This window comes from Pseudomonas sp. GW823-FHT02F05, assembly GCF_058797315.1.
The window spans coordinates 195,185-220,346 of the sequence record NZ_JBXAJM010000008.1 but is presented as its reverse complement, the minus strand read 5'-3'; the positions used below and the strand labels follow the sequence as shown (position 1 = coordinate 220,346).

Genomic DNA, 25,162 nt, shown 5'->3' with positions numbered 1-25,162 from the left:
GCGCCTGTGGGTACAGGCGCATTATGCCTAGTGCTGCTGTGCAAGACACTCGTGCAATGCGTCTTGCCACTGGGGCTGGCTGACGTGCCATTGCTGTTGCAGGCGGGTGCAGTCCAGGCGCGAGTTCAGCGGGCGCTTGGCGGGGGTCGGGTAGGCGCTGGAAGGGATCGGCTCCAGCTCGGCGCAGGCCTTGCCCTCGGCGCGCAGTTGCTCGCCAATGGCTTGGGCAAAGCCGAACCATGAAGTCTCACCCTGGGCAGTGAGGTGGTAAACACCCCAATCCCCTGCCTTACCGGCCTGCCACTGCTCGATCAGCACGCGGGTGCTGTTGGCGATAGTCCCGGCCCAGGTCGGCGCACCGATCTGGTCGGCCACGATGCGCATCTGCGGTTTTTCCTGCAGGAGGCGCTGCATGGTCAGCAGGAAGTTCTTGCCGTGGCTGGAATAGACCCAACTGGTGCGCAAGATCAGGTACTCGCCGCCTGCAGCCGCAATCGCCTGCTCGCCCGCCAGCTTGCTCTGGCCGTACACACCCAATGGGTTCGGCGTGTCGCTTTCGGTGTACGGGGCAGGTTTGGTGCCGTCGAACACGTAGTCGGTCGAGTAGTGAATCAGCGGGATACCCAACGCCTTGGCCTCTTCGGCGAGGATGCCGGGGGCGATGGCATTGATGGCGAACGCAGCGTCCGGCTCGCTCTCGGCCAGATCGACGGCGGTGTGGGCCGCAGCGTTGATGATCAGTCCAGGGCGATGGGCGCGCACTTGCCGGCGGATAAGGTCTGCGTCTGTCAGGTCAAGCTGGTCGCGGCCCAGGACGAGGAGTTCGCCCAGGCCCTTGAGCCGCTGTTGCAGCTCCTGGGAGACTTGGCCGTGTTGGCCGGTGATGAGGATTTTCATGGGAACAAGTCAGCTTCCATCAGCAGTTTGCCGACCTGATCCTTGGCGGAGAGTTGCGGCGGTTCGGCCAGCTCCCAGTCGATGGCCAGCGTCGGATCATTCCAGAGAATGCTGCGCTCGGCGCTTGGCTGGTAGTAGTCGGTGGTTTTGTACAGGAACTCTGCGTACTCACTCAACACCACGAAACCATGGGCGAAGCCTTCCGGCACCCAGAGTTGGCGATGGTTCTGTGCCGACAGGCGGACACCCACCCACTGGCCAAAGTTGGGTGAGCTGCGACGGATGTCGACCGCTACGTCCAACACTTCACCGTAGGTAACACGTACCAGCTTGCCCTGAGTGTGTTCAAGCTGATAGTGCAAACCTCGCAGCACGCCTTTTTGCGAGCGTGAGTGATTGTCCTGCACGAAATTACGCTTGAGCCCGGTGGCTGCTTCAAAGGCGCGCGCATTGAAGCTTTCGTAGAAGAAACCGCGTTCGTCGCCGAATACCTTTGGCTCGAGGATCAGTACGCCGGGTAGTGTGGTTTCAACTACATTCACTGGGTCTCTCCGGCAAGCGAGTAGAGGTATTGGCCGTAGCCGGTCTTGCCAAAGTACTTGGCGCGCTCCAGCAGATAATCACGATCGATCCAGCCATTTTCATAGGCGATCTCTTCCAGGCAGGCCACTTTCAAGCCCTGGCGGTGCTCGATGGTCTGAACGTAGGTCGAGGCTTCCAGCAGGCTGTCATGGGTGCCGGTGTCGAGCCAGGCGAACCCACGGCCGAAGCGTTCAACGTGAAGATCGCCACGCTGAAGGTAGGCATTGTTGACGTCGGTGATCTCCAGCTCGCCGCGTGGCGAAGGCTTGACCGCCTTGGCGATCTTGATCACGTCGTTGTCGTAAAAGTACAGGCCGGTCACGGCATACGGTGACTTGGGCTTTGCCGGTTTTTCTTCGATGGAAAGGGCGCGGCCCTCTTTATCGAAATCAATCACACCGAAGCGCTCCGGGTCTTTCACCCAATAGCCGAAAACAGTAGCGCCCGAGGAGCGCTCGGCTGCGGTGCGTAACTGATCGCCAAAATGCTGGCCGTGGAAGATGTTGTCCCCCAGAATCAGGCACACCGCGTCATCACCGATGAACTCTTCGCCAATGATAAATGCTTGAGCCAGCCCGTCCGGGGAAGGCTGTTCGGCATACGTGAAACGCACGCCAAACTGGCTGCCGTCTCCCAGCAGGTTTCGGTACTGCGGTAGGTCTACCGGAGTGGAGATCACCAGAATGTCCTTGATGCCTGCGAGCATCAGCACGGATATCGGGTAGTAGATCATCGGCTTGTCATACACCGGCAACAGCTGTTTGGACACTCCCAACGTAATGGGGTGTAGGCGAGTGCCGGAGCCGCCAGCCAATACAATTCCCTTCATCATGCGATTAGATCCTTCAAGTCGGTGTTGCCCAATCGTTCTCCCTGATAACTGCCGTCCTGGACCCTGCTGCACCATTCCAGATTATCGAGGTACCACTGTACGGTTTTGCGCAGGCCGGTCTCGAAGGTTTCTTCCGGGACCCAGCCCAGTTCGCGTTCGATCTTGCTGGCGTCGATGGCGTAGCGTTGGTCGTGGCCTGGGCGATCCTTGACGAAGGTGATCAGGTCAGTGAATTTCTCCACACCGGCTGGGCGTTGCGGCGCCAGTTCTTCCAGCAGGGCGCAGATCCCACGTACCACGTCGATGTTCTTCTGTTCGTTGTGGCCGCCGATATTGTAGGTTTCGCCCACAACCCCAGTGGTCACCACTGTGAGCAGCGCACGGGCATGATCCTCGACGAACAGCCAGTCACGCACCTGCAGACCATCGCCATACACCGGCAGTGGCTTGCCCGCCAGGGCGTTGAGAATCACCAGCGGGATCAATTTTTCGGGGAAATGGAACGGCCCGTAATTGTTCGAGCAGTTGGTCAACAGCACCGGCAGGCCATAGGTGCGCTGCCAGGCGCGTACCAGGTGGTCGGACGCTGCCTTGCTCGCGGAATACGGCGAGCTCGGTGCGTAAGGCGTGGTCTCGGTGAAGAGGTCGTCCACGCCGTGCAGGTCGCCATACACCTCATCAGTGGAGATGTGGTGGAAACGGAATGCGCTTTTTGCCGGCTCTGCCAGCTTCTGCCAATAGGCTCGCGTGGCTTCCAGCAGGCTGTAGGTGCCAACGATGTTGGTCTGGATAAAATCCGACGGGCCGTCAATGGAGCGGTCGACATGGGACTCGGCCGCCAAGTGCATGATCGCATCGGGTTCGAAGCGTGCGAGCAAGGCGCTGACGGTGGCCTGGTCGATGATATCGGCCTGGACAAACTCATAGCGGCTGTTGGACGCGATGCTGGTCAGCGACTCGAGGTTGCCGGCGTAAGTCAGCTTGTCCAGGTTGAGCACCTCGTGCTCGGTGTGCTGGATCAGGTGGCGGATCAGGGCTGAGCCGATAAAGCCAGCGCCGCCAGTAACGAGAATGCGCATATCGGAGGGCCCTTTCCTTAGATAGACATTATGCGGATGAAGCATAGCTTGAGTGGTGCGAGCCGGGTGGTGCAAGCGCTGTATTACTAGGGGGTTGCCTTGTGCCCCTGAACAATGGCGATATAGACGCCTGAAAAAACAAAGGTCGTCACAATGTCGTTAGCCACGTTGACCCACCGTGCCAGCTTGCCTTGCCCACAAGTAACCCCCGAGCAAGCAGCATGCCTGCTCGAGCGGCACTATGGTATGGCGGGCAAATTACACTCGTTGGGCAGTCAGCAAGACCTCAACTATCGAATTGACAGCACACGGGGCCGCTTCGTTTTGAAAATCTGCCGGGGTGACTACGCCGCGGTTGAACTTCAAGCCCAACACGCAGCGCTCAACAGCCTGGGCGCGCATGCCGGCCTGCGTGTTCCCAAGGTCATCCAGACCTTGGCGGGTGAGGAGTTGCTGACGGTCAACGTCGATGACCAAACCCTGCACCTGCGGCTACTGGACTACATCGACGGCCAGCCCCTGACGCATTTACCCCACCTGAGCCGCACCGTGATCGAAGGCTTTGGTGAGCTGTGCGGGCAGATGAGCCTCGCGCTGGCAGGTTTCGAGCACCCTGGCCTTGCGCGCACCCTGCAATGGGACCCGCGCCACGCGCAAGCATTGATCACCCACCTGCTGGCAACCTTGCCCGACCTGCCGCAGCGTGCTGCTTTGGAGCAGGCAGCCAGGCAGGTCGAGGCGCATGTCCAGCCGTTGGCGGCACACCTGCCTTGGCAAGCGGTGCACATGGACATCACCGACGACAACGTGATGTGGCAGCGTGATGCCCAGCGGCACTGGCGTATACAAGGCGTGATCGATTTCGGCGATCTGGTGCACACCTGGCGAATTGCCGATCTGTCGGTGACCTGCGCGGCGCTGTTGCACCATGCCGACGGTGATCCATTTGCTCTCTTGCCGGCGATCCAGGCCTGCCACGCGGTCACGCCGTTGCAGCGCGAAGAGCTGGAGGTGTTGTGGCCGTTGATCGTCGCTCGCGCGGCGGTGTTGGTGCTCAGCAGTGAGCAGCAGCAACGCCTGGACCCGGACAACGTTTATCTAAAGAAAAACGCCGAACACGAGTGGGAAATCTTCCATATCGCCACGTCGGTGCCCTTCGAACTCATGCAAGCGGCTATTCTGCGCAGCGTCGGCAAAACATTACCGCCCGTCGCCAACCAAGACTTCGCGCCTTTATTGCCAGGCTTGGTGGGCCGCGAGTTTGCGCTGATCGACCTGGGCGTACTCAGCCCGCATTTCGAGGCTGGCAATTGGGAGACTCCCGGCATCGATCGGCGCTTGCTGGATCAAGCGGCGACGGTGCATGGGCTGGCGGCCAGTCGTTATGGGCAATACCGCTTGTCGCGCACCCGCCCCGACAGTGCGCTAGAGCCCGAGACGTTCCCCCTGCATGTCGAACTGCATCTGCCCCACGGCACAGTGTTGGAAGCACCCTTTGCGGGAATGCTGCGTGAAGGTACCGACGGCTTGCTGTGTTTGCACGACAGCGGCCTGAGCCTGCGCTTGTGGGGCGTGCGCACATCACTCAAGCCGGGCGCAACCTTGGTCAAAGGGCAGGTGCTGGGCGAGGTTCATGCGCCGTTGACTGTGCAGTTGTGCCGCGCCGACCTTGAGCCTCCGCTGTTCTGCACACCTTCCCGGGCGTTGGCGTGGCAGGCGTTGTGCCCGTCACCCGCAGCTCTATTGGGCCTGGCCTGTGATGCGGAGCCGGAACTGGACCCAGAAGCCCTGCTGGCCCGGCGTGATGCCAGCTTTGCCCGCTCCCAGAAGCACTACTACGCCGACCCACCGCGTATCGAGCGCGGCTGGCGTAACCACCTGATCGATATGCAGGGCCGATCGTACCTCGACATGCTCAACAACGTGGCCGTGCTGGGCCATGGCCACCCGCGCATGGCTGAAGTGGCGGCTCGGCAGTGGTCGTTGCTCAACACCAACTCGCGGTTTCACTACGCGGCGGTTGCCGAGTTCTCCGAGCGCCTGCTGGCGTTGGCGCCGGAGGGCATGGACCGGGTGTTCCTGGTCAACAGCGGCACCGAGGCCAATGACCTGGCGATTCGTTTGGCCTGGGCCTACAGCGGCGGGCGCGACATGCTCAGTGTGCTGGAGGCCTATCACGGCTGGTCGGTGGCGGCGGATGCCGTGTCCACGTCGATTGCCGATAACCCCCAGGCCTTGAGCAGCCGCCCGGATTGGGTACACCCGGTGACCGCGCCCAATACCTACCGCGGTGAATTCCGCGGGCCGGACAGCGCGCCGGACTATGTACGAAGCGTGGAGCATAACCTGGCGAAAATCGCCGCGAGCCAGCGTCAATTAGCCGGGTTCATCTGTGAGCCGGTGTACGGCAATGCCGGCGGCATCTCCCTGCCACCGGGTTACCTGCAACAGGTGTATGGCCTGGTCCGTGCCCAGGGAGGCGTGTGCATCGCCGATGAAGTGCAGGTGGGTTACGGCCGCATGGGGCATTTCTTCTGGGGGTTTGAACAGCAAGGTGTGGTGCCTGACATCATCACCATGGCCAAAGGCATGGGCAACGGCCAGCCGTTGGGTGCAGTGATCACCCGCCGAGAAATTGCCGAGGCGCTGGAAGCCGAGGGTTACTTCTTCTCCTCATCAGGAGGCAGTCCGGTCAGTTGCCGGATCGGCATGGCGGTGCTGGATGTGATGGAAGAGGAAAAGCTGTGGGAAAACGCCCAACTGGTAGGTGGGCATTTCAAGGCACGGTTGGAGGAATTGATCGATCGCCATCCGCTCGTCGGTGCCGTGCACGGTTCGGGCTTCTATCTGGGCCTTGAACTGGTGCGCGATCGCCAGACCCTCGAACCTGCGACTGCAGAAACCGCCTTGTTGTGTGACCGGCTGCGGGAACTGGGGATTTTCATGCAGCCTACCGGTGATTATCTGAATATCCTCAAAATCAAGCCGCCGATGGTGACGTCCAGACGCAGTGTGGACTTCTTTGTGGACATGCTGTCGAAAGTGCTGGATGAGCAACTGTGATTTATCGATTGTTATCGGCTATTTTTTGCAGACCCGAGCATCTATCATGTTTTTAGTCTGTTAAAGCCGATTTTTATCCATTATAAAGTTGCCCTTGACCCCATTCGGAGCCCTGATCGCCATGACCACCTTGCACAGCACACCTCGCGCCGATGGCTTTCACATGCCTGCCGAATGGGCGCCCCAGACCCAGACCTGGATGATCTGGCCCGAGCGCCCAGACAACTGGCGCCTGGGCGGTAAGCCTGCTCAGGCGGCCCATGTGACGGTGGCCAAGGCCATCGCACGTTTTGAGCCGGTGACCGTCGCGGTCTCCGCCAGCCAGTACGAAAACGCCCGTGCCCGCCTGGACGTACCCAATATCCGCCTGGTGGAAATGTCCAATGACGACGCCTGGGTTCGCGACACCGGCCCCACTTTCGTGATCAACGGCAGTGGAGAAGTACGGGGTGTGAACTGGGACTTCAACGCCTGGGGTGGTTTTGACGGCGGCCTGTATGCACCGTGGAATCGCGATTCCCAGGTGGGAGGCAAGATCCTCGAGATGGAGCGCGCACCGCGTTACCGCACTGAAGGCTTTGTGCTTGAAGGCGGTTCGATTCATGTCGACGGCGAAGGCACCCTGATCACCACCGAAGAATGTCTGTTGAACCGCAACCGCAACCCGCACCTTGATCGTGCGGCCATTGAGGCGGTGCTCAGCGATAACCTGGCGGTAGACAAGATCATCTGGTTGCCGGATGGCCTGTTCAACGACGAAACCGACGGCCATGTGGATAACTTCTGCTGCTACGTGCGCCCGGGCGAAGTGCTGTTGGCCTGGACCGATGACCCGCAAGACCCGAACTACCCACGCTGCCACGCAGCCATGGACGTGCTGCAAAGCAGCACCGATGCCCAGGGCCGCTCGTTCATCGTGCATAAAATGCCGATTCCGGGTCCGCTGTATGCCACTGAGGAGGAATGCGCCGGGGTAGACCTGGTTGACGGTAGCCAGGAGCGTAATCCGACCGTGCGGTTGGCCGGTTCCTACGTCAACTTCCTGATCGTCAATGGCGGCATCATCGCGCCGAGTTTCGATGACCCGTTGGACGATCAGGCCAAGCAAATCCTGCAGAACCTGTTCCCACAACATGAAGTGGTGATGGTGCCGGGCCGCGAATTGTTACTGGGTGGGGGCAATATCCATTGCCTGACCCAACAGCAGCCAGCCCCGCAGCGAAAGTGAGTGCAGTTGTAACAGCGCCTTGATGGCGCACGAGCACCGCGCGTTTGCAGTGTTCCCCGCAAGCCCGCGACCCAGCCCGGTCGCGGGCTTTTTCATGCCTGCATGCCGGTGAACAGGGCACATTGGCATAGCTCTTGTATCGCTGTGGTTACAGTGGCCCAAGGGGGATGACCGTGCAGTTCTGTCACAAACCTTGAGTAAGTTAGCCGCTCACGCAGCAGGAGAGAGCGCTGAAATGAATGCCGATGTCCACCTGATGAACACGCGTACGTTCCACCCTTTGCGGGTCGACGCAGACGCCATCCATGCGTTGGCCCTTTGGTTGAAGGCGAACGGCTCGCCACAGGTCAGGCAATTGCCTGATTTGCGCAGCGTGATGAGTGAGCGCTACCCGGTTGGGTTGTTCACGGAGGACGAAGTGCAGGCGTTGTGCGAGTTGATGAGCAACTAAAGAACACACCTGAAACCGACTGTGGGAGCTGGCTTGCCTGCGATGGCGGTGGTTCAGTTGAAGATTGGGGGACTGGCACACCGCTATCGCGGGCAAGCCCGCTTCCACAGGGATCTGCGCCAGGCGCTGATTTTTTGGACAATATCTAACCAGTGTGGGAGCTGGCTTGCCTGCGATGGCGGTGGTTCAGTTGAAGATTGGGTGACTGGCACACCGCTTTCGCGGGCAAGCCCGCTCCCACAGGGATCTGCGCCAGGCGCTGATGTTGTGGGCAATACCTAACCAGTGTGGGAACAGGCTTTGGTTCCCATGAGGTGTGTCAGAAGCTGTAGGTACCGGTGACTACCAGGCTTCGCGGCTCGCCTGGTTGAATCTGCGCCGCACTGGTCGCCGAGGCGTAGTAGTTTTTATCAGCGATATTGTTCAGTGCTGCCCGCACGTCCCATTCTTTCTGACGGAACCCGGCCAGCGCGTCCCAGCGGCCATAACCAGGCAACACCACGGTGTTGAGGTTGTCGGCGTAACGATCGCCCACCAGGGTCAAACCGGTTTCCGCGTACCAGCCCATCTCCGGCTTCCAGGTGATGAACAGGCTGGCGTTGCGCTTGGCCACGTCGCTGATCCGTTTGCCCTCAAACCCGTTGTTGTCCTTCTCCACCTTGGCATCCTGCAGACCTACGCCGCCGCGCACATACCAGTTGTCGACGATCTTGCCGGTGGCGGTCAGCTCCACGCCGCGTGAGCGTTGTTCGCCGGTGAGCAGGGTAATGGTACGGTCCAGCGGGTCGCTGGTGCGGCGGTTGTAGAGTTCCAGCTCGTACACAGCCAGGGTGGTGCTCAGGCGCTCATCGAACCAGTCGCTCTTCACGCCGATTTCTTTTTGCTTGGTCAACTCCGGGCTCAGGTCGTTGACGTTGCCGGTGGCGTTCGGCGTGATGCCGATCAGGCCGCCGCCTGCTGGGGTGAAAGTCTTGCTCCACGAGGCGTAGAACGAGTGGTGCTCCAGGGGCGTCCACACCAGGCCGACGCGCGGGCTGGTGCTGTGGCTTTTCACGTTCTGTTGGATGTCGAGCAGCTTGTTGGTGGTGTCCACTTCGAAGCGGTCGTAACGCAGCCCGCCCAGCAGTTGCCACTGGTCATTCAGGCGCAGTTGGTCCTGTATGTAGAGGGCGCGGCTTTCGACTTCGGTGTGGTTGTTACTCGACAGTCGCATGCTCCCGGTGTGGCTCAGGCGGCGGTTGGGCTGGTTGAGGTCCAGGCTCGGCACCGTCTTGCCATCTCGAGCGGAGTACAGCTTCGGATCACGGCGCTGGCTGCCCAGCTCAATACCGGTGAGCAGGCGGTGCTCCAGGCCAAAGGTGTCGAAACCGCCTTCCAGCTCCAGGTTGTTGAACACGTTGCGGGTGGTCAGGTCCTGCTGCCAGTGTTGGCGGCTGACGGTGTTGGTTTTCGGGTCATAGCCGGTCTGGTAAGTATTGTCGAAATCGCTGTCGAGCTTGAACACGCCGAGGGTGTGGCGCAGCTGCCAGTCGGCGTTGAGCTCGTAGGCAAGTCTGGAACGCAGCGACTGGGACTTATCGTCTATGTAATCGCCGTGATCAAAGTAAGTGGTGCTGCGGCTGACATCCGCCGGGCGCCCGTTGACACCAGGAATGCCACGGTCTGGGGTGCGGTTGTAGCGGCTGTATTCGTATTGCACCAGCCAGTTCAGCTCTGGAGTGAGCTGCCAGCTCATCGACGGCGCGAACAACTGGCGGTTGCCGCTGACGCCATCGCGAAAGCTATTGTTGTCCTGGTTGCCCATGTTCAGGCGCAGGCTGATGTTATCGGTGGGGTCGGTACTCAGGTCGGCATACAGGCTGCGCAAATCGTTGCTGCCGCCTTGGGCTTCGATGCTGGACTTTTGCCCTGGGCTTGGCAGTTTGCTCACCCGGTTGACGATCCCGCCCTGGCCGCCTCGCCCGTAAAGCACGGCGGCCGGCCCCTTGAGCACTTCGATACGCTCGATGTTATGCAGGTCACGTACGTACTGGCTGTCGTCGCGAATGCCATCCAGATAGAAGTCATTGCTGGCGTCGAAACCGCGTATGCGCAGGCTGTCGAAGCGTGTATCGGCGCCGCTGCTGACGTTGGGGATACCGCTCAATGCCTGGCCCAGATCGTTGGTGCCATAGGAGCGCAGGCTCTCGGTTTTGACTGAGTCGATCGCCTGGGGCACGTAGCGAACAGCCGTCGCGGTGCGTGTGGCGGTGCTGGTCTCTTTGACCCGTGGGTCGTCTTCGTCTGCTTCCACGCTGATCGAGGTTTCGGGCAGGACCGTGGCCGCACCGGCAAAACCAGCAGACAGCAGGACAGAGAGCCCAAGGGAGAGGGGCGTCAGGCGAGGGGCAGGCATGGGAGTGTATCCAAATGATGTGGCAGGAAAATTGTGCGCGAATGGTAATGCTTTGCATTTGCGCGCGTTATCTATTCCCTAGCGCATTGCATGCGGATTTGTTACTTAATGTGTTTACAAGGGCTGATCAAGGTGTTTTCAAGGCTTTCATCCCGCCGCTTTAGCCCGCTGCTTAGACGAATATCGCCTAAATACAGACGATTCACGAAATTGACACATAGTTCAACGCCCGCATAGGATTGCGCCCAACGCCTGTGGCTAACCACCATGACTAAATCCAATAAAAAAGGCCCGCGGCAGTTCAGTCGTCCGCGGGCCTTCTTTTTGCTGGCAAGGTCGACACCAGAAAAGCAACAGGAGCCTGGTGTCACAGCGCGTACTCAACCCGTAATAAGGAATATAAGAAAATGTTGAAGCAACGGATGAGTCTGATCGCTCTGGGGATTTTGAGCGCATCGACAGCAATGGCAAACGACCAGGAGCAATCCAAGGGTTTCGTTGAAGACAGCCACCTGAACATCGCAGCACGTAACGCCTACATCAGCCGTGACTACAAAAACGGCAAGCAGGACAAAGCTGAATGGGGCCAAGGCTTCATCGGCAAGTTCGAGTCCGGCTTCACCCAAGGCACCGTCGGTGTGGGTGTGGATGTGATTGGCCAATACGCTATCCGCCTGGATGGTGGTAAAGGTCGCAGCGGCGCTGGCGGTATCGACTTCTTCAAGCAAGGTGACAGCGGAGAAGCCGCCAACGACCTGGCCAAAGGCGGCGCAGCCGTCAAGGCGCGTATCTCCAACACCGTGATCAAATACGGTCAGCAGATGCCGGCCGTGCCGGTCCTGCAATACGACAACTCGCGTCTGCTGTCGGAAACCTACGAGGGCACCTCGATCGTTTCCAAAGAGATCGCCGGCCTGCAACTGGATGCTGGTCACTTCACCAAGGAAGCTCGCAAGAGCGCCGAGGGCAGCGACAGCGGCCGTTTGAAGAGCATCAACTACATCGGTGGTAGCTACAAATTCACCGAAAGCCTGTCGGCTGCTTTGTACGCCTCCGACATGCAGGACGTGCTGAAGAAGCAATACGTCAACGTCAACTACGTGCTGGCCCTGCCAGAACAACAGTCGCTGACGTTTGACTTCAACGGTTACAAAACCAAGCTGGACCGCAGCTTCGCCCTGGAAAACCAAGGTGATGCGGACGCTCGCGACAACAAGATCTGGAGCCTGGGCGCTACCTGGGCCGTTGGCGCGCACAGCTTCACCCTCGCTCACCAGCGCAGCACCGGTGACACCGGCTACCTGTACGGTGGCTACCGCAACGCTGGCGGCATTGGCGACGGCGGCAATACCATCCTGCTGGCCAACTCCTACTGGTCCGACTTCAACGGCAAGGACGAGCGCTCCTGGCAAGCAGGTTATGGCATCGACTTCGCCACCTTCGGCGTACCGGGCCTGACCTACAACATTGCCTACGTGCGCGGCACCAACATCGACGACGGCACTGGCCGTGGCGATGGCACCGAGCGTGAAATCTGGAACCAGTTCAAGTACGTGGTACAGAGCGGCCCAGCCAAAGACCTGAGCCTGCGTGCCCGTGCCTCGTGGTTGCGCGTTTCCAACAACGCCAGCAACTACAACGTAGGCGGTAACGAAATCCGTCTGTTCGCCGACTACCCGATCAACGTTTTCTAATTGATCAAATGTCGTGCCTGATGCCAGGCGATAAAAAACCCCGACTGGTTCGGGGTTTTTTATTGTCCGCTCGCGGGGGCGTCAGGCTTTGACCGGTGCGAGCTTTTTGCAGTTCTCTTTGCGCGTCGGGTACTGCTCGCATTTGCGCAGCACGCTTTGCACCTGCTGCGCATTCTGCAGTTGCTGGTTGGCCAACAGCTTCTCGGTAATAAACAGTTCCTCCGAGCCCAGGTTGCGTTCCGCCTTGTCGATCATCGCCAGGGCCGATTGCCCGTCACCGCGCTTGAGGTGGTAGCTGATCATCAAGTCATAGGTGGAAGGTCCTGCCAGGGACCAGTCCTTGATCGCCTGCAACTCTTTCACCGCTTCGCTGTTTTTGCCCTGGGCCAGGCGCACGGTATAGGCGGTGCGCCGAATGCTCGGCTGGTCTTTTACCGGCGAGGCCAGGGCCTTGCGGATGAAAGCGTCAGCCTGCGGCACCTTGTTTTTTTCCAGGGCATCAATTGCGAAGTACGCGTCTTTATAGCCCTGCAAAGCCTTCGCCACCTGGGGCGTATTCTTCATTTTCGACCAGCTTTGCGGGTTGACCCGGGCGCGGCGTTCCTGGCGATACTCGCGTTGCAAGTACTGGCGCAGCTCGGTGTCGCGGTCCATGGCCGACATATGTGAGCGGTTGAAGTATTGGCTGGTCGCGGTGATGCCGGTGGTCAAGCCATCCTTGACCAGCACGTCCAGCTCTTTGGTGAACTGGTCGAGATTGAACTGCTGCAGCGAATCCTGCATGGCATTCTTGCGCGCCGTGAGGAACCCCGTGAGCAAGGGCTTCTGCTTGCCCTGGAAGTCGTTGAGGCGCTCCAGACTATGGGTGGCGGCTCGCGGCGCGTAACCGGCACGGATCATCAAGTCGGTGCCCAGCAAGTCGGCCTGGTCTTCCTGGCTGCGGCCCCAGGCGGTGCTCCATACCTGATCGGAAAAGGTATTGGCCAGGGCGGTATACAGCACGGTGTTGCCGATGGTCTTCTGGGTGCCGGCTGGGTCTTTACTGAACAGTTTCATCGTACCGGAGCTGCGGTCCACGCCCGTATCGGCAGCCATGGTGGCCAAGGCGACCGTGGAGGCCACGGTGGTGAACATGTCTTTCTGCTGCTGGAAAGCGGCCATGCGGTCATGGTGATGCAGCAATACGTGGCTCATTTCATGGCCCAGCATCGCGGCGATTTCGTCTTCGCTGGCGACGTTGTCCAGCATGCCCAGCGGCACGAACAGGTTGCCGTAGGGGTCTGCCGACGGCCCGAAGCCATAGCTGTCGGTGATCTTCACCTGCAGCGGCGGCAACTCCCCCGGCCAGCCCTTGGACAAGCGCGTGACGATGCCCTGCAAGTAGCCTTGCAGCATCGGGATATCCACCAGGTTCTGCTGGCGCGCTTCAGCGGCCGGTACCGCACGCCCGTCGTAGCTCAAACGCTGCTGGCTCTGGCGCTGTGGGTCGAGCTTGTAATACTGGCGTACGTCGCTGTTATCCACGTAATGGCCCTGAACCCGGGACTGGGTCGAGGGCCCCACCAGGTTCATAAACGCCTGGTCTGCGCCTTTCAAGGTGGCGCAACCACTGAGCACCGAACTGGCCAACAGGCTGGCTGCTACTAGATATCCCTTCACCGCAACGCTCCTTTTATTGATTGCAGCCGGCACCAAAACCGATGGTGGAGTTGTTGCGGCTGTCCTTGGCCTGGCTTTTGGTCAGGCCCTGGCAGGGCAGGTCGACGACGTTCAGCGGGGGCTCGATGCGCAAATCCATGGTGTCCAGCCACACCTTCTGGCCTGCCAGTTCTACCTGCACCAGATCCAGTGCCTGGTTGTACTGCAACACCGGCAGGGGCTGGGTGGGCGCGTCCTTTTTCGCCAGCTCACGTTGTTGCTTGCCCTGCTCGTCCAGCACTGTCACCGGGTCGGCGAGGAACGCCTTGATACTGTGGGTTTCTGCCCAGGCGCCCGGGGTGAAGAGGGCGGCGAGCAAGACGATGAGGCTTCTGTTCATCCTTGGTTTCCTTGAGTCAGATAGCAGAGCGGTGCACTCGGCGATCGCGGTCGAAGAAGGCTTCGATCCGCTCGCTGAACAGCACCAACGACAGCAACACAATGCCCAGCACGTTGACCGGGGTGATGTCATTGAGGCTCAGCAACACACTGACCCCCGCCAACATCGACATCACCAACAGCCACGACGGGCACGGCGAGGTAAAAAACCAGATTTCCTGGCGCCGCCACCGGCTCCAGGTGCGATGGCCCGCCAGGCGACGTGCGTGCAGCGCCTTGAGCACTGCGATCAACGCCAGCAGCCCGAGCTCCAGCAGGTCCAGCCAATTGAACGGCAGGTGGGGGAAATTGGCCGGTTCATGGTCGTAGTCCATGCCCGCATTGATCAGGTTGTCCAGCGCCATGGCGTGCAGGTAAACGCCGGGGAGTTGGCCGTGTACCGGCGACTCCACCAGGTCCCCGGTGGAAGCAATATTGGCGCCCACCAACACCAGGCGGTCGCGCAGTAACTCGGCGACCAATGCCTGGTCGTCGGGGTCGCTGACCTCCAGGTCACTGGCCGACAACGTCAGCGTATAAGGGCAGCGCGCCTGGGCCGAGTCGTCGAGCTTCCAGAACACCGCCTGAAATAACTGCGCCACCCCGTCCAGCAAAAAATGCCGTGCCGGCGCGCAGTGGCGGATATCGGCAATACGTGCCTGTTCGGGCGCCAGCTTCAGCCCCCACTGCACCGCGATGGGCTGGCGCTGCGCAGCGGCTTGCACATCCACCGGCGGCTGCTTGCAGTGCTGCGTGGCACAGAACACTCGATACAGCGACAGGGCGGGAGTTTCCATCAGCCCTGCATGTGTGCGCATCGCCAGTGGATACTTGTCATCCACCCCTTCCCATACAACCAGCGCCGGCTGGCTCACCTGCATGAACGGCGCCAGCGTATTCGCCTGGCCCGCCTCTGCCCGAGTCAACCCAGTATTGGCCAGCCACAATGGGATGCGTTGGCGTTGATAACGCTCAAACACATTCGCCAGCAACTGGCTGCCCCGCGTCGGGTCGCCAAACGAGTGGTCGTGGCTATAAAGCAAATCCACAAACACCGCCTGGGGCTTGTACGCCAGCAAGCGCTTGAACAACTTGCTCTGCTCGCCATAGGGCATGGGCCACGAACTGTTATTGCGCATCAGGTAGGCATCATCGATCAACACCACCGCCACCCGCTGCTGCCCAAGGCTCGGGTAGTGACTGGCGAACATACGATTGAGCCACTGCGCCGACGCCTTGTCGCTGGAACTGGCCAGGCCGAAAGGATCAAGAATCGCCAGCAACACGATGATGACCGCCAGCCAATAGCGGCGGTATTTGAACAGCGGGGGTTTGGACAACATCCATGTCTCGATAAAAACGCAAGCAAGGCGGGGTTTTTAACGGAGTGGGGAGGGGGTGTCAATTGGAAAAGTGGCTAAGTGCCATATCGCTATGGGCGCATGGGTTGTCATTCGTAAAAAGCCCTGGCCTATCCTGGCCAGGGCTTTGCGCTGTGGGCGCCGGGCTTGCCCGCGATGAAATCAGCCCGCGTCCCGCACGAGTTCTTGCCGATGACTCGTCGCATCTCCCCTGAGCGCTCGCGGGAGTGGCACCGGGTTCTCTGACTCAGGCATGATGTGAACCTGAGCCAACGGAGAGGCGCTATGGGCAGTCACGATAACCCAGCGGTTTCACTGGCCCTTCGTTCGTATTCGGGCCAAGTCGAATTGCACGATCACGACTTTCATCAGCTCGTGCTGCCGCAGTCCGGCTCCATGGACATCGAAGTCGACGGTCGGGCCGGCAAGGTCGACTGGAGTCAGGGCGTGGTAATTCCTGCCGGTGCTCGCCATGCGTTTCTGGCGCAAAAGGCCAATACCTTTCTGGTACTCGACGTGCCGGCCACGACGTTCGGCGGGCCCAAGAATCTCGACCTGTCGACCAGACTCCAGGCCGACAAACGCTTTTTCCCAGTAGGCCCGGAAATCCGCCATTTACTCGAATACGCCAGCCGCAGCGCGCCCTTGCTGACCAGTTCACCTCAGGTGGCAGAGTCCTGGAGTACTTTGCTGCTGTCTTCGCTGACGCTGCCGCCCGGAATCATCCCTGAGCATGGTCAGTTCACCCTGGCACGGGCACTCGCTTACATTGAAAGCCATCTGGACAGCCGGCTTAGCGCCACCGAGATTGCACGGGTGGCAGGCACCAGCGAGCGGCAACTCTACGTGCTGTTCGCTCGGCATTTGAATAGCACGCCTTTTGCGCATATCGCCACCTTGCGTCTCAACCGTGCCATCGACTTGCTGTGCGAAACCGCGCTGTCGATCACCGAGATCGCCCACCGCGTCGGTTATGCCGATCAAAGTGCACTCACCCACGCCCTGAAAAAGAACCGCGACCTGACCCCGGCCACGGTGCGACGAAGTTCGCGGGTAAGGTGAATCCGGCAGGCCTGAACAAATCTTCAGCAGTGCTCATCAATACCCGCCCGGCCGGACCTTTCTATGATTGCCCCACCGACAAGGATAAATCAGACGGGGCGTAGATGACCGAAGTGACGCACACTGCCAAAACACAGGTGTCTGTCAGAGCCGCAGCCTCGGCCACCGCCATCGGCGTGATCGCGGTGTTCCTGTGGTCATGCCTGGCGTTGCTGACCAGCCTCACCGAAGGCATTCCACCCTTCCAACTGCTGACCCTGAGTTTTGCCGTCGCGTTTGTAGCGAGCCTGTGCATCCTTGGCCGCAACGGCATGGCGGGGTTTCGCAGCTGGCGTCAGCCCTGGTCGGTATGGGCGGTCGGTTTTCTAGGGATATTCGCCTACCACGCGCTGTATTTTTTCGCCCTCAAGGCTGCCCCGGTTGCCGAGGCGAGCCTGATTGCCTACCTGTGGCCACTGTTGATTGTGCTGCTCTCGGCCTTCAGCGCGGGGGAACGGCTGCGCAAACGCCAGTTACTCGGCGCGCTGCTGGGGTTGGCCGGTACGGCGTTCATCATGCAACAGCGCGCCTCGGATGAAGCCGCCGCCATGCCGGTAGCCGGCTACCTGGCCGCCTTCGCCTGCGCGCTGGTCTGGTCGTCCTATTCGGTGATCAACCGCCGTTTCAGTGACGTGCCAAGCAGCATCATTGGTGGCATCTGTGGCCTCGTCGCAGTGGCCGGCCTGGTCTGCCATCTGGCGTTTGAAACCGCGGTCATTCCAAGCGCCGGGCAATGGGCGGCCATCGTCGGCCTTGGCCTGGGGCCGGTGGGCCTGGCGTTTTTCGCCTGGGACCACGCCACCAAGCACGGCAGCCTGGCGATGCTCGGCGCTCTCTCCTATCTGGCCCCCCTGATCTCGACCCTGCTGCTGGTGGCCATAGGGCAAAGCCATGCCAGCCCGATCCTGATTATTCCCACACTGCTGATTATCGTTGGCGCTGTTATCGCCACCTCGAAAACAGGCCAGCCCAACGCCGACATCACTGTTGTAAAGGAGCTTTGAGATGGACCTGATTGCCTCTGAAGGCGCCACAAGAATTGAACGCGACCTGCCACGATTCAGCGTGGCGCCCACTCGTCCTGCGCTCCAGCATCTGGGACTACCGTCATTGAAGTCCAGCCGCAGCGGCATTCGCCGCCGCGCAAATGGCGAAGCGCCACGTGTGTTGCTGTTCGTGCCGCCTTACACGCGGCTGATTGAGCCGGTACCGCTGGGCAGCGCATTTGCCGACATCGGCATCGACACGTTCGAAGTAATGAAACGCGCCGGCACGCCCATTGGCCTGTTGCGCATCGCCACGGTGGCCAAGCGCGCCGGCTACGACGTGCAGATCGTCGACGCGCCATTCGCCGGCTGGTCCCAGGAAAACACTCTGGTGAACGTCGATCAGGGCCATTTGGTCCGCTATGGCCTCACCGATGTGCAAATGCGCAAGATCATCGAAGATGCACAACCGGACATCGTCGGCATCCAGTGCAACTACACCGTGCAATGGGGCAACGCCCGGGCGCTGGCCGACCTGGTGAAATCCATCGATCCAAATTTGCTGCTGGTGACGGGCGGTGCCCATTCCAGCGGTGACTGGCAGAATGCCTTGCTGGACTCGCCTTTCGATTTCACCCTGATCAACGAAGCGGATCGCGCCTTCACGCTGCTGCTCGACGCGGTCACCCATGAAGGCGGCAATGTCGACGCGGTGCCGGGCATCGCCTATCGCAGCTACAGTGGCCAACTAGTTCGACCGACGCGCAAATCCAGCTACTTGAGCATTGTCCCGGCCCGGCAGGATCTGGATGAGCGGCTGGGCGTCATGCCGTTGCCGGATTTCAGTTTCCTGAACATGAACAACTACTTGCAGCCCTATCATTCCTCCGGTGCGCGGGTGCGCAAGACCGGCGCCTGGGCGCAGATCTTTTCCACCATAGGCTGCAACGTCAATTGCAACTTCTGCTATATCCCCAAAATCAACGGCCCCTGGCGGGCATTGGGGCTGGACTGGTTCGACCTGCATCTGGCGGATTTGGTCAAACAAGGCGTGACCGAAGTGTTGATCGAAGACGATCACTTGATGCATGACCCGCTGTACGCTATGGAGGTCGGCAAGCTGTTGAAGAAACACCATTTGCCGTGGGTCGAGGAAGGTGGGCTGAGCCTGTTCAATCTGGTGCTGCTGCACAAGGGCGAGCGATTTCTGGCGGAACTTGATGAGCAGGAACTCAAAAGCCCGCACTACCGCAACGTCATCGCTGCCATTCGCGGCGGTCTCACGGCGAAGACGTTTATCCGTTCAATCGCCGACAACGGTTGCTACAACATTTACCTTGCGGTGGAGAGCGCCAACGAAGAGAGCCTGGTGAACTCCAACAAGTCGCGTTTCAACGCGATTCAGCAGGCAACCTTTGAGATCATCCAGATGTTTACCGAGTGCGGAATTCAGGTGACGGGCGGCTTCATGCTCGGCTTCGTCAACCCGCCGGCCTCGGCTGCCGAACAGCCGTTCATCGAAAGCCTGGGGCAAATCGGTAATACCATTGATTATGCCGTCAGCCTTATGGGCGCAGGCATGGCCTACGCCAACCCGTTTATCGTGACCCCGATTCCGGGCACCGAGATGTGGGCATACCAACAGCAGTATGTGGTCCGTCACTACGACAATGGCTGGTCTCACGAAAAAGCCACCATGGCCACCGAGCAATGGAGTGCCGAGGACATCGAAAAAGCCCGTATGGAATTGCTGGTACGCGCCAATGGTGCTGATCGGGTGCGGGAAATGGTGCGGCGCGGAACGTGGCCAGTGGATGTCTGATTTTTTACACAGCCCTACTCGTTCAATGACTTCGAGCGAATAGCCAAACAACCTCACACGTCAATTGAGCCACTTACACCATCAGCCTGCTTCTGACCGGTTTTTGACCTTCATCTATAGGTTGAATTTTCCTAAGCGAAGAGTGAGCAAATGCGCGGTCAGTAGCCAGTAATAGCGCGTCGATTCAGCATGCTGGTTCACGTGACGGTTTAGAAACCATGCGAGATGCTTTCGCTGCCAGGTCCATGGATTATCTTCGTGCAAGCGATTAGAGATCTCCGCTTGAATGGTCTTTGCTTGGCGTAGGTGACGTTCGCGAATGGCATGCGACCCGGTGAGAAGATCCGCCAGGAACAGCGCCATGTCGAATGTTTTGCTCGTGCTCGATCATCGTTATAAGCCGATACCACGTCGAGACGACCATGCCCCAGTTCGTCGCTGATTTGTGTGCAGGCCTGCTGATGAAGGATGGGCGGGCAGGGCGGACGATTGCCCGTGAAAATCGAGGTGGTTTTCGGCTGGTATCCATAAGATTTTGGCGGAATCCGACGGAATGTCAAAACGAAAAAACCCGCCAGAAGGCGGGTTTTTCGGGGGTTCCAGAGATTTTGAAAGCCTTCTCTGGAACCTTGTATGGTGCCGGCACCAGGAGTCGAACCCGGGACCTACTGATTACAAGTCAGTTGCTCTACCAACTGAGCTATACCGGCGTGTTAGGGCGACGATTATAGCGATTGGAAAGGTTCTGTAAACCCCTGAATTCTGACTATTTTTGCAAAGTCTGAGGTTTCTTGCGATTAGGCTGTCTTGGGCACGTTTTCACAGGTTGCAAGCCTGTGGAAAACACACGCTGAAAAAGCCATTAAATTGACTATCTACCGTCCATCTAAAAACCCGAGCATAAAAACAGCAAAATAATGACACTTCAAACCCTTTGTCACAGAATGCCCCCAACAAGGGCGCCTATAAAAAGACCTGCGGCAAGTGCCCGCACTTGCTGACCTTCACGTCTTTAAGCTGCGTCGTGAGGAGCAGGCTATGAGCCTAAGCAAAGAAATTCTGGCGTTGTTTGGCAAAGACGTTACCCATGATGCCGACGGCATCAATGCAAGAATGCACTTTTTCGGCAGTGTTCCTGACGAAAGTATTTACCAACAGCCCCTCAATGCCCCGGAGCTGCGCCCTAAAATAGTGGCGTTGGTGTCTATCAATGGCGGTGTGGGCCGCAGCACGCTGGTCACGGCCTTGAGCAGTGGGTTGCAGCGCCTGGGCGAGTCGGTGGTGGCGCTGGACCTGGACCCGCAGAATGCCTTGCATCATCACTTTGGGGTCAGTTCCACCTTGCCCGGAATCGGCCGCACCAGTCTGGAGCATGGGCAATGGGCGCCCTTGCAGCAGTTGGGCTTTGCCGGTTGCCAGGTGATGACGTTCGGCGATATCGATATCCAGCAGCAGGAAAGCCTCGAGCGCTGGCTCAAGCAGGAGCCCGGTTGGCTGGCGCAGCGTCTTGGGTGCCTGGGGCTCAGCGAGCGGCACACGGTGATCATCGATACGCCCGCGGGTAATAACGTCTATTTCCATCAAGCGTTGAGCGTTGCCGATGTGGTGCTGGTCATCGTGCAGGCGGACGCTGCTTGCCTTGGGACCCTGGATCATCTGGACCTGCTGCTCGCTCCGCACCTTGAGGGCGAGCGCCCGCCGGTTGTGCAGGTGGTGATTAACCAGGTGGATGAGAGCAACCCCTTCAGCCTGGACATGGTCGAGGCGTTCAAGCATCGCTTGGGCAAAGAGCCGTTGGAAGTTCATCGCGATATGGCCATCAATGAGGCGTTGGCCTACTCATCCGACCCACTGGATAACGTGGCGAAACGGCTGGCCAGTGATGATATCAACGAGGTTTGCCTGTGGCTGAAGGCGCCAAAACAGACCGCATAAAGCGCCCGTTATGCGCGTGGCGCCAGATGCTTATGCACAATCGGTTGGTAACGGGTGTCACGAAACAGCCATTTTGTGCAGCAGTTCTCAGCACGCTGCAACTGCCTGTTTTGTGTGCACTTTATTTTGTGAACAAAAAATGACCAGGCCGGCTTTGGGTGTGAAGTGCCGATATCTAGGGCCTCTGCAAAGTATTCATCAACAGAGTTATCCACAGGGCGCTTGTAGGATTTTTTGCCCTTTATTCGCGCTCGGCCAGCACCATCAGGTTGCGAGGGGTCAACGATGGTTCGCAGAAGCTGCCGACCTCGACGTTGTAGCCCTGTTCCACCATGAACAGTGCCTGGTCCAATACCAACCACAGTTCCAATGGGCGTCGAAACAAGCCTCTCACTAACTCAAGGTTGCGCACCTCGGCCAGGCGTTGCCAGCCGTGGGCTTCCAGGGCCGGCCAGTTCTGCTCGCCGGTGGATAAGCCCTTGAGGCTTGCCAGTTCCTGGCAATAGTCGGCAAAGGGTTTATCCAGCCAACTGGCGGGCAGGGAAGGTGTTGGCAGGTAGTCGTCGCAGCCACGCAGTTGCCGTTGCAGTTGGTCAAAGCCCAGGCGGCGGGCCATGGAGGTGTCCCGTTGTTGGCGTACACGGTTGCCGGCGGTGACGGTTTCGCTCAGGGGCAGGCCCAGGTCATCAATCGACAGTTGCAGCAAGGAGGCGCGCCCGGCGGCGGAGAGGGGTTGATAACGGTCGGCGGTGATGCGGTTGTAGCAGCAGGGCGCCAGGGCCAGTTGTTTGCAGCCGGCGGCGCTGGCCAGTTGTAGCAGGCGCACATGCAGGTCGCCGCAGGCATGCAGGGCGACCGGCGTGTGTTCGGGCTGGATCGCGACATCCGCCATCACGTCTTGCAGATGATGGGTTGCGGGCAGGTCGTGGCGATCACTCAAGGCTTGGCCGGAGGCGAGCAGGGCGGGGTCATATTCCAGGCAAGTTAACCGTTGGCCGGGTTGCAGCAGGCGGCGGCCTAGGTGGCCTTTGCCGGCGCACCAGTCCAGCCAGTGGGCAGGCGTTTGGGTAAAGGTCAGCGCGGCGCCGAAGGCTTCGATCTGTTGCCATTTGCGCCCTGGCACGTCGACATTCAAACGATGGCGAGCGGGCTCAAGGGTGTGCGTGGGTAACTTATCCACAGTAGCGAGGCGCAGCGCGTGAGCGGCCAGCTGTGGAAAAGGTGTGGGCGCGGGCAGGTCGTGGGGTTGGTTGTGACTGGCTTCAGCTTCGGCCAGCGAACGCTTGCGCAGCCAGTGGGATAACTCGGGATGCTCGGTTTCCCAGGGCAACTGCAACTGAGTAAAGGGCCGTGGTCGCCACAGCCCTTGGTACTCGATCAGGAATGCATCCAGTGCCTGGAAGCGTGCCTCAACGTCCTTGGCATGCATCGACGCGCAGCCATTTTTCCAGCAGTTTGAAGCCGCGCACCAGCACGTAGGCCATCAGCAGGTAGAACAACCCTGCGGCGAAGAAAATCTCCACCGGCAGGTAAGTGCGGGCAATGATGGTGCGCGCCATGCCGGTCAGTTCCAGCAGGGTCACGGTACTGGCCAAGGCGCTGGCCTTGAGCATCAGGATCACTTCGTTGCTGTAGGCCGGCAGGCCGATGCGCGAGGCGCGTGGCAGGATGATGTAGAACAGCGTCTTGGGCTTGGACATGCCCAGGGCCCGCGCTGCTTCGATTTCGCCCGGCGGGATGGCCTGGATCGCACCGCGCAGGATCTCGGCAATGTAGGCGGCGGTGTGCAGGGTCATGGTGGCGGTGGCGCACCAGAACGGGTCTCGCAGGTACGGCCACATGAAGCTGTTGCGCACGGCGTCGAACTGCGCCAGGCCGTAATACACCAGGAACAACTGCACCAGCAGCGGCGTGCCACGGAAGAAGAAAATATAGCCGTAGGGCAGGGCGCTCACGTACCAGCGGCGCGAAGAGCGGGCGATGCCCAGAGGGATCGCCAGCAGCAGGCCGGCGATCACGGCGATTGCCACCAGCTCCAGGGTCAGGGTTGCGCCCTGGGCCAACTTCGGCAGCCACTTGATGATCACGGCCCAGTTCAGGCCCAGGTCAAAGTGCGATAGCCAGCTGTAGTCGCCGCTCATTGGGTGCTCCTTGCAAAGCCGCGGGCGGCGCGTTTTTCCAGGAAGTGCATGCTGGTCATCGCCAGTACGGTCAGGCCCAGGTACATGAAGGCGGCGACCATGAAGAAGGTGAAGGGTTGCTTGGTCACGGTCACGCCGATCTGCGCGTGGCGCATGATTTCTTCCAGGCCGATCACCGACACCAGCGCGGTGTCTTTCATCAGGATCATGAACAGGTTACCCAGGCCCGGCAGGGCGATGCGCCACATCTGCGGCATGATCAGCCGGGTGAAAATCCGAAACTTCGACAGCCCCAACGCCACACCGGCTTCGCGGTGGCCCTTGGGAATGGCGAGGATCGCGCCGCGGAACACTTCCGTTGCGTAGGCGCCGAAGCACAGGCCCAGGGCGATGACGCCGGCGGCGAAGGCACTCAGCGACAGGTCGGGGTTGCCGAAGAACTCACCGAGCGCACGCATCAGGTTGACGGTGCCAAAGTAAATCAGCAGCACCCACAGTAATTCGGGAATACCGCGAACGATGGTCGAATACGCACCGCCCAGCCATTGCAGTGGCTTGTACGGGGAGGTCTTGGCCAAGGCGCCGGCAAGGCCGAGCACCAGCCCCAGGCACAGGGCCGTGAGCGCCAGTTTGACGGTCATCAGCGCGCCGGCGGCAAGGGCCGGGCCGAATCCGTAGAGATCGAAATTCATGGTGTTTTCATATCGCGGCAGGCATTGCTAAAAGCCAGCGCGCTCGCAGGAGCGCGTCGGGCAGGCCGTTCAGATCATTCGATGCTGAACGGGAAGTACTTGTCGTTGATCTTCTTGTAGGTGCCGTCTGCCTTGATCTCTGCCAGGGCTTTGTTCAGGCGCTCGCGCAGCGGGTCGCCTTTGCGTACGGCGATACCGATCTTGTCGCTTTCTACCACCGGGTCGCCTTTGAATTCATAGGCCGAACCGTCTTTGCTCTTGAGCCATTCGTACTGCACGTACTTGTCAGCCAGGATGCCGTCGAGGCGACCGGAGGTCAGGTCGAGGTAGGCGTTTTCCTGCGTGTCGTAGAGCTTGGCTTCGGTGTCCGGCAGCTTGTCTTCCAGGTAGGTACCGGCCAGCGTTGCGCGCTGTGCACCGATCACCTTGCCTTTGAGGTAAGTGGCGTCGGTCTTGAAATCCGCAGTGGCTTTGGGCGCAATGAACTGCAGCTTGTTGGAATAGTACGGGTCGGTGAAGTCAACCGCCTGCTTGCGCTCGTCGGTGATCGACAGCGAAGACACCAGGAAGTCGAACTTCTTGGCGTTCAGGGCAGGGATGATGCCGTCCCAGTCGGACACATACACTTCGCACTTCTCGACTTTCATCTTGGCGCACAGGGCGTCGCCGATGTCCTTGTCGAAGCCGACAACGTTACCGCTGGCGTCTTTATTGTTGAACGGCGGGTAGGCCGCTTCGATCCCCATCTTCAAGGTTTCTGCCATGGCCGTGGCGCTGAATGCCATCGAGACGGCCGCGGCCAGAAGGAATTTCTTATAGGTCTGCAT

Annotated in this window: 20 protein-coding genes and 1 tRNA gene; 8 read left to right on the top strand and 13 right to left on the bottom strand. The window is 59.8% G+C overall.

What is annotated here, in order from left to right; translation table 11 throughout:
- Window positions 1-27: 27 nt before the first annotated feature.
- From rfbD to rfbB, 4 genes are read right to left on the bottom strand one after another with little or no spacing between them, the layout of a single operon-like run.
- The gene (gene rfbD / locus AC1RAC_RS12265; protein WP_262020059.1) at window positions 28-897 is read right to left on the bottom strand and encodes a dTDP-4-dehydrorhamnose reductase; all 870 of its coding nucleotides are present in this window, start codon (window positions 895-897) and stop codon (window positions 28-30) included.
- Entirely contained in the window at window positions 894-1,439 is a 546-nt protein-coding gene (rfbC, locus tag AC1RAC_RS12260) for a dTDP-4-dehydrorhamnose 3,5-epimerase (protein ID WP_047712353.1), read from the bottom strand. Before rfbC ends, rfbD begins: the two co-directional genes overlap by 4 nt.
- Entirely contained in the window at window positions 1,436-2,311 is an 876-nt protein-coding gene (rfbA, locus tag AC1RAC_RS12255) for a glucose-1-phosphate thymidylyltransferase RfbA (RefSeq protein ID WP_003187717.1), read from the bottom strand. Before rfbA ends, rfbC begins: the two co-directional genes overlap by 4 nt.
- Window positions 2,308-3,390 (bottom strand): dTDP-glucose 4,6-dehydratase, encoded by a 1,083-nt coding sequence (gene rfbB, locus AC1RAC_RS12250; protein ID WP_054896641.1) that lies wholly within the window; start codon window positions 3,388-3,390, stop codon window positions 2,308-2,310. The genes rfbA and rfbB overlap by 4 nt, the downstream gene beginning before the upstream one ends.
- 153 nt (window positions 3,391-3,543) lie before the next feature.
- Here rfbB and AC1RAC_RS12245 point away from each other — a divergent pair, with 153 nt between their 5' ends.
- The 3 genes from AC1RAC_RS12245 to AC1RAC_RS12235 all read left to right on the top strand — a co-directional run bounded on the left by AC1RAC_RS12245 (window position 3,544) and on the right by AC1RAC_RS12235 (window position 8,132).
- Window positions 3,544-6,453: an aminotransferase gene (locus AC1RAC_RS12245; protein ID WP_057975366.1), complete on the top strand. Its 2,910-nt coding sequence runs from the start codon at window positions 3,544-3,546 to the stop codon at window positions 6,451-6,453.
- 121 nt (window positions 6,454-6,574) lie between these two features.
- Window positions 6,575-7,681 (top strand): agmatine deiminase, encoded by a 1,107-nt coding sequence (gene aguA / locus AC1RAC_RS12240; RefSeq protein ID WP_089042074.1) that lies wholly within the window; start codon window positions 6,575-6,577, stop codon window positions 7,679-7,681.
- Between the two features lie 235 nt (window positions 7,682-7,916).
- Window positions 7,917-8,132 (top strand): hypothetical protein, encoded by a 216-nt coding sequence (locus AC1RAC_RS12235; RefSeq protein ID WP_054922627.1) that lies wholly within the window; start codon window positions 7,917-7,919, stop codon window positions 8,130-8,132.
- 319 nt (window positions 8,133-8,451) lie between these two features.
- On the opposite strand, the gene AC1RAC_RS12230 is transcribed toward AC1RAC_RS12235, so the two are convergent.
- Window positions 8,452-10,527: a TonB-dependent receptor gene (locus AC1RAC_RS12230; RefSeq protein ID WP_072445769.1), complete on the bottom strand. Its 2,076-nt coding sequence runs from the start codon at window positions 10,525-10,527 to the stop codon at window positions 8,452-8,454.
- Window positions 10,528-10,934: 407 nt separating this feature from the next.
- Between AC1RAC_RS12230 and AC1RAC_RS12225 the strand changes: the two genes are divergently transcribed.
- A complete protein-coding gene (locus tag AC1RAC_RS12225) occupies window positions 10,935-12,221 on the top strand; it encodes an OprD family porin (RefSeq protein WP_034125518.1) in 1,287 nt (428 codons plus the stop codon).
- Between the two features lie 81 nt (window positions 12,222-12,302).
- Here AC1RAC_RS12225 and AC1RAC_RS12220 read toward each other — a convergent pair whose 3' ends face one another.
- From AC1RAC_RS12220 to AC1RAC_RS12210, 3 genes are read right to left on the bottom strand one after another with little or no spacing between them, the layout of a single operon-like run.
- On the bottom strand, window positions 12,303-13,880 hold the full coding sequence (locus tag AC1RAC_RS12220) for a M48 family metallopeptidase (RefSeq protein WP_054896636.1): 1,578 nt from the start codon (window positions 13,878-13,880) through the stop codon (window positions 12,303-12,305).
- A 13-nt stretch (window positions 13,881-13,893) separates the two neighbouring features.
- Window positions 13,894-14,259, bottom strand: a complete 366-nt coding sequence (locus AC1RAC_RS12215) for a hypothetical protein (RefSeq protein ID WP_181124537.1) — start codon at window positions 14,257-14,259, stop codon at window positions 13,894-13,896.
- Window positions 14,260-14,275: 16 nt separating this feature from the next.
- Window positions 14,276-15,640 carry a CHASE2 domain-containing protein gene (locus AC1RAC_RS12210; RefSeq protein WP_492616618.1) on the bottom strand — a complete coding sequence of 455 codons (1,365 nt, stop codon included), beginning with the start codon at window positions 15,638-15,640 and terminating at the stop codon, window positions 14,276-14,278.
- 303 nt (window positions 15,641-15,943) lie between these two features.
- On the opposite strand from AC1RAC_RS12210, the gene AC1RAC_RS12205 reads away from it, so the two are divergent.
- From AC1RAC_RS12205 to AC1RAC_RS12195, 3 genes are all read left to right on the top strand, one after another.
- Window positions 15,944-16,720, top strand: coding sequence for a helix-turn-helix domain-containing protein (locus AC1RAC_RS12205; RefSeq protein WP_072445772.1), 777 nt, complete (start codon window positions 15,944-15,946; stop codon window positions 16,718-16,720).
- 104 nt (window positions 16,721-16,824) lie between these two features.
- Complete coding sequence (gene yddG / locus AC1RAC_RS12200; protein WP_181124541.1) at window positions 16,825-17,763, top strand: aromatic amino acid exporter YddG; 939 nt, start codon at window positions 16,825-16,827, stop codon at window positions 17,761-17,763.
- Window position 17,764: 1 nt separating this feature from the next.
- Window positions 17,765-19,567, top strand: coding sequence for a B12-binding domain-containing radical SAM protein (locus tag AC1RAC_RS12195; RefSeq protein WP_186526734.1), 1,803 nt, complete (start codon window positions 17,765-17,767; stop codon window positions 19,565-19,567).
- A gap of 634 nt (window positions 19,568-20,201) precedes the next feature.
- On the opposite strand, the gene AC1RAC_RS12190 is transcribed toward AC1RAC_RS12195, so the two are convergent.
- A tRNA-Thr gene (locus tag AC1RAC_RS12190) sits at window positions 20,202-20,277 on the bottom strand.
- A gap of 328 nt (window positions 20,278-20,605) precedes the next feature.
- Here AC1RAC_RS12190 and bcsQ point away from each other — a divergent pair.
- A complete protein-coding gene (gene bcsQ / locus AC1RAC_RS12185) occupies window positions 20,606-21,502 on the top strand; it encodes a cellulose biosynthesis protein BcsQ (protein WP_054896622.1) in 897 nt (298 codons plus the stop codon).
- 241 nt (window positions 21,503-21,743) lie between these two features.
- Here the strand turns inward: bcsQ and AC1RAC_RS12180 are convergent, their stop codons facing one another.
- The 4 genes from AC1RAC_RS12180 to AC1RAC_RS12165 form a co-directional block, all read right to left on the bottom strand.
- Window positions 21,744-22,931, bottom strand: coding sequence for a methyltransferase (locus AC1RAC_RS12180; protein WP_089042083.1), 1,188 nt, complete (start codon window positions 22,929-22,931; stop codon window positions 21,744-21,746).
- Window positions 22,912-23,601 (bottom strand): ABC transporter permease, encoded by a 690-nt coding sequence (locus AC1RAC_RS12175; RefSeq protein ID WP_032803763.1) that lies wholly within the window; start codon window positions 23,599-23,601, stop codon window positions 22,912-22,914. The genes AC1RAC_RS12180 and AC1RAC_RS12175 overlap by 20 nt, the downstream gene beginning before the upstream one ends.
- A gap of 38 nt (window positions 23,602-23,639) precedes the next feature.
- Window positions 23,640-24,335 carry an ABC transporter permease gene (locus AC1RAC_RS12170; protein WP_005783890.1) on the bottom strand — a complete coding sequence of 232 codons (696 nt, stop codon included), beginning with the start codon at window positions 24,333-24,335 and terminating at the stop codon, window positions 23,640-23,642.
- 74 nt (window positions 24,336-24,409) lie between these two features.
- On the bottom strand, window positions 24,410-25,162 hold the full coding sequence (locus AC1RAC_RS12165; RefSeq protein ID WP_014716503.1) for an ABC transporter substrate-binding protein: 753 nt from the start codon (window positions 25,160-25,162) through the stop codon (window positions 24,410-24,412).